Below are 7,003 nucleotides of genomic sequence, written 5' to 3'. Positions count from 1 at the left end.
CGTAAAGCATCTCGACTCCGCTCGATGTGACAAAACCTTTATCCTAACACATAGAAACATAGTTTTTAGTATTTGATAAAAAGTGTTTCACTCTACATAAATTCATATAGCTATGTGAAGTAATAACTTATTATCTATTTTACTCTTTATTGAGAGAAAAACTATGTTTCTATGTGTTAGAAAATAATTATTCTCACAGAAAAATCCATTTAATCTTTTTAATCTGTGGCAAAAACATTCCTATGTGATAAATGTTACTGTAGGTTTCTATTTTACCCGCCACCTTTGCATAAAAAAATCAGTAATGGAATATTTAGGTTATTTTGCATCCATCATCATTGGGATCTCATTAGGCTTAATTGGCGGAGGAGGATCAATATTGACTATCCCGATTTTAGTATATTTATTTAAAGTAAATCCCGATCAGGCAACTTCCTATTCTTTATTTATAGTTGGACTAACCGCTTTATTCGGAAGTTACAGCCATTATAAAATGGGAAACCTAAAACTGAAATCGGCATTGTATTTTGCGATTCCCTCAGTTATTTCGATATTGATTATCCGCGAAGTAATTTTCCCTCAAATTGCGGCCACACTTTTCTCCGTTGCTTCTTATTCCGTTTCAAAAGACTTTCTGATTATGATTGTCTTCTCCATATTGATGATTACTGCAGCGATTTCGATGATTCGAAAAAACCAACCCGAAATAAAAGCAGCAGAAACCAATTATCTGCACTTAAGCATAATAGGTTTCGTAGTCGGAATTGTAACTGGCTTTCTCGGTGCCGGGGGTGGATTCCTGATCATTCCTGCCCTGCTCTTTTTCGCCAATTTACCCATGAAGCAAGCTGTTGGAACTTCGTTATTAATCATCACCATTAATTCCACGATTGGTTTTGGAGGCGATTTATACATCGGAACTCCAATCAATTATCCTTTTTTATTGGGCATTTCGGCAATGGCACTTTTAGGAATGCTAATCGGAAGCCAGCTTTCCAAAAAAATTGATGGTACCAAACTAAAACCTATTTTTGGATGGTTTGTTTTGGTAATGGGATTTTATATTATTACTAAAGAGGTTCTGTTTTAAAGTTTTTGGTTTCACGCAGATTCGGCAGATTTTTTAATGCCAAATAGAATCTTAATATTTTGGGCGTTGCCTTCGGCCGGGCTATCCGCTATATTCCCGATAAACAAAAACTACGGCTAAAAAGCCTAGTTTTTCTAAATCGGGAGATACCGCTTCTATCCCTAACGCACACTCAGGTAAAAATTATGTTTTTTAGATTTTAACGATTTTATTTTGAAAGCATGAAAATTGGAGTTATTTCAAATTTCTCCATATTTTTCTTTATATCGACCAAGTTCGATTTCTGTCTTATTTAAAAGTTTTTCTAATAATCGGATTTTGTCTTCATAAAGTTCTTTTAGTGTAGAAGTATTTTCTGTGTTAATCAAAATACTTCCATTGTTATTTCCAGTAATTCTGTTAAAATTATTAAAATACTTATCATAGTCAAAACTAATGATGTCTTCAACGGTCACATCAAGAATCTTTCCTATTTCAACCAATTTTTCATAACTCAAGGAAGTATTCCCTTTTTCTATTTTACTATAACCAGCCTGAGTTAAACCTAATTTTTCTGCCATGTATTCCTGAGTGTAATTTTTTAACTCTCTAATGTTTTTAATTTTGTTTTTAATTGTTGTGGGCATATTTTTTTAATTTGGGAGATCAGGTATAATCAAAACAGCCCGCCATTAAACTTTTTAACAGCATAACTATACCTATTTAGGGTATTCAAAAACTGCTTTATTGTTAGGTATATGTAAAGCAGTTTTTCATTATTTTTTTCTGGTGGTAATAATATAACCATACATCAAAGCCACCATTATGAAAACTAAATCATAATGGAAAATTCGGAATAAAAACATCTTTTGATTTTTTTTATTTACGCAGTCTTTTTTATATTTCTTTCAAACTGAAGATCAAAATAGAGATCTATCTGTTTACCAATCTGGAGACGGTCTTTTGATGCAATTTTGATTCTTATCTCTTTTTGATAAATATCTTTTACAAATACGAAATATACAAATTCCGAAGAATCATTAAATCTTGCGATTATAATAAAAGTATAACATAAAAGAGTCGGAATAATATAATACAAATCCATCAAATTAGAGAAAATCATACAATAATAAGCGACGGCGGTTACGGCAATAAAAGCACCGTTTTCCAGAAAATACTTTTTCTCTCTTTTGATTAGTCCAAGCTCTTTAATTTCATCAAAATGATAGTGCCAGTTTTTAGATTTGTAGTGAAATTTAATCTTGTCGGGAAAAATTGTTACGAACATAATTATCAGTAAATAAATAAGTTAAGAGTTTGCACAGAAAATCATCATTTAAGAATCTTCTAAAAAAATTCTTCGATACGCAATATTAAGCAATCGCTTCTTTTTTTCTTACAACTCAAATTATAGAATATAACTATTAGTTGTAATTAAATACTTAGAAAAAATATTCAAAGAAAACGGAATGCTTTTTATTTTTTTACCTTTCTATTTATTAAATATTGAAAGAAATTTATGTTTTGGGCGTTACCTCCGACCGGGCTATCCGCTATATCTTTTTATTTTTAAAGAAAAAACAAAAAGGATATCGCTCCTATCCCTAACGCACTCTTGAGTATCTTGAAGTTTTTTGTTTTATAAAATCTATTTCTATAAATCTATAAATCTTCCAAAAAAGTCAAATTGAAGCAGACATACTACATGAGATTGCTTCGTTCCTCGCAAAGACATACACAAAGTCATTGCGAGGAACGAAGCAACCACACTAACAAAAAGGCCGTAATCTACTTCTTTCTAGAGAGAAATATAAACCTTAAAAATTGGAATGGACACGGATAGCAAATCTGCCTAACAATCGAAAAAACATATCAGGGCCATCTGGAGTGATACTCACACCTACTAGGAAACAGGAACATGTTTTCTATTCTTAAAATTAAATTTTATAAATTACTTAAACTTCAGATCCCTCAGATTTAGTAGCACCTTTTGACTCAATAAGCCCTTTGAGTTTTGTTAATGATTGTTTTATATTTTCTGACTTTGTTTTTTTAAGCATAAGGTTTACTTTTTCAAGTAAGCCACTAAAGTTATAGTTTGGATATGTATTAACTAATTCTGTAAAATTTTTATCAATTCCATTAGCTATTAAATCTAATCCAAGATTAGTATATGATTTTTCATTATTAATTTCATCCAAATAATTAATCATATTATTAGTTAGTGTTTCTATATTTGTATCTACAGTATTTTTTACTGATAATGAATTTGGGTCATCAGATTTTTCAATGATTGCGTCATTCCCTAGCTTAAAATATTTAATCTGTAGTTCTAAACCAAAATTGTAAACTTCAACATACTCTCTTTCATAAATGTACTTATCTGTTCTGTCAATTGCATTATAAATAGTAGCCATGTCTCGCCATTTATCAAAAAACCCTTGTCCAACCTCAGTTCTATGTTTTAATCCAAGTTGATTATCATCTAATACAACTTTAAAATTTTCTTCATCTGTCAATTTTTCAACCAAAAGTTTAGTATCAGGATTATCAAAAGTTGGTAATTTTTCGTCAGGCTCGGTACCAAATTTGACTTCTCTTATTACATTATCGTAATCTGCAACATCCCAATATTTCTTATCAAGAGGAAATTTACTTTCTTCCTTACAACCAATTAGAACTGAAAACAAAAGAACTAAAAATATAATTTTATTATTTTTCATATATATAAACTTTGGGATTTTTAAAATTACTGTATAACGTTAATAAACTATCAATACTTTTTTCATACTTTTTTTGTTCGCTTAAAACATAACTATGAAAAGTATCATCATCATATTTTATTTGAAACTGCCTTTCTTTAATTTTCATTTTACCAATCAAATCTTCAATTTCAGTTTTATTAACTTTTTTAAATTTCGAAATTTGACTCTTAATCATTCTAACATACATTTCTTTTATTCTAAAATGATATAATTCATGAGTCAGCAATTCATTACTAAAAGCTTTTCTATTATATACATAAGAACTGGAAGGATGAAAAAAAGATTCGACTCTTATTGAATCTTTTTCAAAATCATAATCAATCGATGTTTTGATATAAGCAAAATGCTCATTCCCGTATAAAGTGTTTTGAAAAAATTCTAAACCTCGAAAATCATTTAAAGTGATTTCATCTATCTTATCGTATGTTTTCGGACTTCTGTAATCCAAAAAATTTACTTGTGTCAAGATGACAAATACACTGAAAAAAATAACAACAAGACCACCTATTAATCTTATCAGGTTTTTATTCATTTATGACGCATTTTAAATAATTTGTACACGGCAAAGAACAAGATTACTTGTTAAATAAACAAGTAAAATATTATCCGAAAAATATTAAAAAACTCTAATGCTCCCCATACCCAATATCATCCATTTTCCCGTTAAAAACACGGTACTGAATAATAAAATAAACAATTACCAAAAACAAAGCCACAAAAAACCAGCTCATTCCGGCAGATAATCCGTATTCTCCGGCGGCAGTATTATAAATCGTTAAGGATGGATTCACCTTATTGGTAGAAGGCAAAACATTCGGAAAAATAGAAACCGCTGTTGAAGTAAATCCTCCAACAAGAAATAAAGTAGAGAAAATAAAAGCTTGTCCGTCTTTTTTATAGGAACGTACTTTAAACAATCCTAAAATTCCAACGAAAGCCATTACAGGAAAAAACCAAAGAATCGGATTTTCTATAAAATTATGAAAAGGTCTAGGCTCAATAAAATGCCAGATTTGCAATGAAATAAAAACCAAAACCAATAAAACAATATTCAGTTTAAAAACAACATTTTTAAGCTGCGCATTCAATGAAGAATTGGTTTTATAGATAATCCAATTAGCACCGTGAATCGTTAGCGCTACAACACTTACAATTCCGAGGAAAAGAGTAAACCAGTCGATAATTCCCAATTCATTTGCCTGCGGACTAAAAGTCGGATTCCATAAAGGCAAAAAGAAATAATGTGCTTCCTGTGTCGAAACGCCGTTGGTTACCATTCCGAGATTTACACCGCGAACGATATTCCCTAATGCAATTCCAAAAAACAAAGCCAAAAGCAGACTTGCAATTCCGAAAGCTTTATCCCAAATGGTTTCCCACATTGGGTGATGTACCTGACCACGCATTTCTAAACCGATTGCACGGAAAATCAAAAGCCATAAAATCATAATCAACGGCAGATAAAATCCGCTGAAAGAAGAAGCATATAAAGTTGGGAAAGCAAAAAACAAAACTCCTCCGGCTGCGATAATCCAAACTTCATTGGCATCCCAAAACGGACCGATTGCACTTGTAATTGCTTTTTTATCTTTTTCTGTTTTAGCAAAAAATAAATGTATAATTCCTGCTCCAAAATCGTAACCGTCCAAAACAATATAAACGGCCAAAATTCCCATTAAAACTACGTACCAAAAAAATTCCATACTTATATATTTTCAGTTATGATTTCTGTGTGAGGTCCTTTATTGATGATTTTTCCAATCAAAAGTAAAAACAGCATACCTAGTAAAAGATATAATCCGATAAAGCCTAATAAAGTAAACAAAGTATTCCCTGAAGAAACGGTTGGTGAAGCTCCGGAAGCTGTCCTCATTAAATTATAAACCAGCCATGGCTGTCTTCCTAATTCTGCTGTGTACCATCCTGTTGTGTTAGCGATATACGGAAATGGCATCATAAAAAGCAACGACCATAAAATCCATTTGGTTTCGAATAATTTACCTCGCATAAGCTGAAAAAGACTGCAAACCATTAAACCAATAAATAAAGTCCCGAGCCCAACCATAATATGATACGCATAATACAAGCCAGAGATATTAGTTGGATGTACATCTTCTTCAAACTGGTCTAAGCCTTTTATTTCCTCGTGCCAACTTCCGTAAGTCAGGAAACTCAGGATATTTGGAACAGCGATTTTATTGTCCAGTTTTTTATCTTTTACATCCGGCTGACCGATTAAAACAATTTCGGACCCTTCTTTTTCGGTATGAAAAATCCCTTCCATTCCGGCAAAAGTCACGGGTTGATATTTCACTACATTTTTCGCCAGTAAATCTCCCGTAGGAACGGCTACAAAAAGACTTGAAACCAATCCGAAGATTACTCCGGTTTTAAGAAATAATTTTCCAAAAGAAACATTCTTCTGACTTAAAATATAAAAAGCTCCAATTCCGGCCACGACAAACGAACTCGTCACTAAAGACGCCGCCTGATTGTGCAGGTAAGAAGGCCACAGCCACGGGTTTAAAAATAAAGCCTGAAAATTATTCAATACGAATTTTCCGTTTTCAAGGATTTCATAACCAACCGGATTCTGCATCCACGAATGTGTAGCGATGATTAAAAATCCGCTTGCCCAGGAACCAATACAAATAAGTAATCCGGTGACAAAATGCCATTTATGCCCAAGTAGTTTTTCCCCAAATAAAAACAAACCTAAAAAGGACGATTCCAGAAAGAAGGAAAACATACCTTCCATAGCTAAAGTCTGTCCAATAATTCCTCCGGTTAATTCGGAGAATTTAGCCCAGTTGGTTCCAAACTGAAATTCCATTGGGATTCCTGTTACGACTCCCATTGCAAAATTTAAGGCGAAAATTTTCATCCAAAAATGCGTGGCATGATTGTATTGTTCGTTTTTAGTTTTGAGATATTTCCATTTAAAATAAACAATGATCAGCGAAAGACCCATTGTAAGTTGCGGAAAAAGATAGTGAAAAGTAATGGTGAAGGCGAATTGCATTCGGTCATAAAAAAGCATTTCTTCCATAGAGCGGTATTTGTTTTATGAAGTCCGACAAATTTACCCATTAAAACCCAAATTCCTGTCCTTAAAAAGAAGTTTTTCTTTCAAATCATTAAGTAATATTTAACCCGTTGGGTGTAATTA

General features: G+C 32.1%; 7 protein-coding genes. 1 reads left to right on the top strand and 6 read right to left on the bottom strand.

Annotation, left to right across the window (positions count from 1 at the left end):
* Positions 1 to 304 precede the first annotated feature (304 nt).
* Entirely contained in the window at positions 305 to 1,090 is a 786-nt protein-coding gene (locus PMI10_RS16825; protein ID WP_007810221.1) for a sulfite exporter TauE/SafE family protein, read from the top strand.
* A gap of 239 nt (positions 1,091 to 1,329) precedes the next feature.
* On the opposite strand, the gene PMI10_RS16820 is transcribed toward PMI10_RS16825, so the two are convergent.
* From PMI10_RS16820 to PMI10_RS16795, 6 genes are all read right to left on the bottom strand, one after another.
* The gene (locus tag PMI10_RS16820; protein WP_007810220.1) at positions 1,330 to 1,716 is read right to left on the bottom strand and encodes a helix-turn-helix transcriptional regulator; all 387 of its coding nucleotides are present in this window, start codon (positions 1,714 to 1,716) and stop codon (positions 1,330 to 1,332) included.
* 236 nt (positions 1,717 to 1,952) lie between these two features.
* Positions 1,953 to 2,357 carry a hypothetical protein gene (locus PMI10_RS16815; protein WP_007810219.1) on the bottom strand — a complete coding sequence of 135 codons (405 nt, stop codon included), beginning with the start codon at positions 2,355 to 2,357 and terminating at the stop codon, positions 1,953 to 1,955.
* A gap of 667 nt (positions 2,358 to 3,024) precedes the next feature.
* Complete coding sequence (locus PMI10_RS16810; RefSeq protein ID WP_007810218.1) at positions 3,025 to 3,792, bottom strand: hypothetical protein; 768 nt, start codon at positions 3,790 to 3,792, stop codon at positions 3,025 to 3,027.
* Positions 3,782 to 4,366, bottom strand: coding sequence for a hypothetical protein (locus tag PMI10_RS16805; protein WP_007810217.1), 585 nt, complete (start codon positions 4,364 to 4,366; stop codon positions 3,782 to 3,784). Before PMI10_RS16805 ends, PMI10_RS16810 begins: the two co-directional genes overlap by 11 nt.
* A 94-nt stretch (positions 4,367 to 4,460) precedes the next feature.
* Positions 4,461 to 5,537, bottom strand: coding sequence for a cytochrome d ubiquinol oxidase subunit II (gene cydB / locus PMI10_RS16800; RefSeq protein WP_007810216.1), 1,077 nt, complete (start codon positions 5,535 to 5,537; stop codon positions 4,461 to 4,463).
* Positions 5,538 to 5,539: 2 nt separating this feature from the next.
* Entirely contained in the window at positions 5,540 to 6,883 is a 1,344-nt protein-coding gene (locus PMI10_RS16795) for a cytochrome ubiquinol oxidase subunit I (protein WP_007810215.1), read from the bottom strand.
* Positions 6,884 to 7,003: the final 120 nt, after the last annotated feature.

Source organism: Flavobacterium sp. CF136 (assembly GCF_000282055.1).
Classification (GTDB): Bacteria; Bacteroidota; Bacteroidia; order Flavobacteriales; family Flavobacteriaceae; genus Flavobacterium.
Note: the sequence above shows the minus strand (reverse complement) of the source record. Positions and strands in the feature narration are given on the sequence as shown.

What these genes read in the sequence shown, in the direction of transcription:
- PMI10_RS16825 (WP_007810221.1), top strand. Translation starts at nt 305, where the DNA reads ATGGAATATTTAGGTTATTTTGCATCCATCATCATTGGGATCTCATTA.
- PMI10_RS16820 (WP_007810220.1), bottom strand. Translation starts at nt 1,716, where the DNA reads ATGCCCACAACAATTAAAAACAAAATTAAAAACATTAGAGAGTTAAAA.
- PMI10_RS16815 (WP_007810219.1), bottom strand. Translation starts at nt 2,357, where the DNA reads ATGTTCGTAACAATTTTTCCCGACAAGATTAAATTTCACTACAAATCT.
- PMI10_RS16810 (WP_007810218.1), bottom strand. Translation starts at nt 3,792, where the DNA reads ATGAAAAATAATAAAATTATATTTTTAGTTCTTTTGTTTTCAGTTCTA.
- PMI10_RS16805 (WP_007810217.1), bottom strand. Translation starts at nt 4,366, where the DNA reads ATGAATAAAAACCTGATAAGATTAATAGGTGGTCTTGTTGTTATTTTT.
- cydB (WP_007810216.1), bottom strand. Translation starts at nt 5,537, where the DNA reads ATGGAATTTTTTTGGTACGTAGTTTTAATGGGAATTTTGGCCGTTTAT.
- PMI10_RS16795 (WP_007810215.1), bottom strand. Translation starts at nt 6,883, where the DNA reads ATGGAAGAAATGCTTTTTTATGACCGAATGCAATTCGCCTTCACCATT.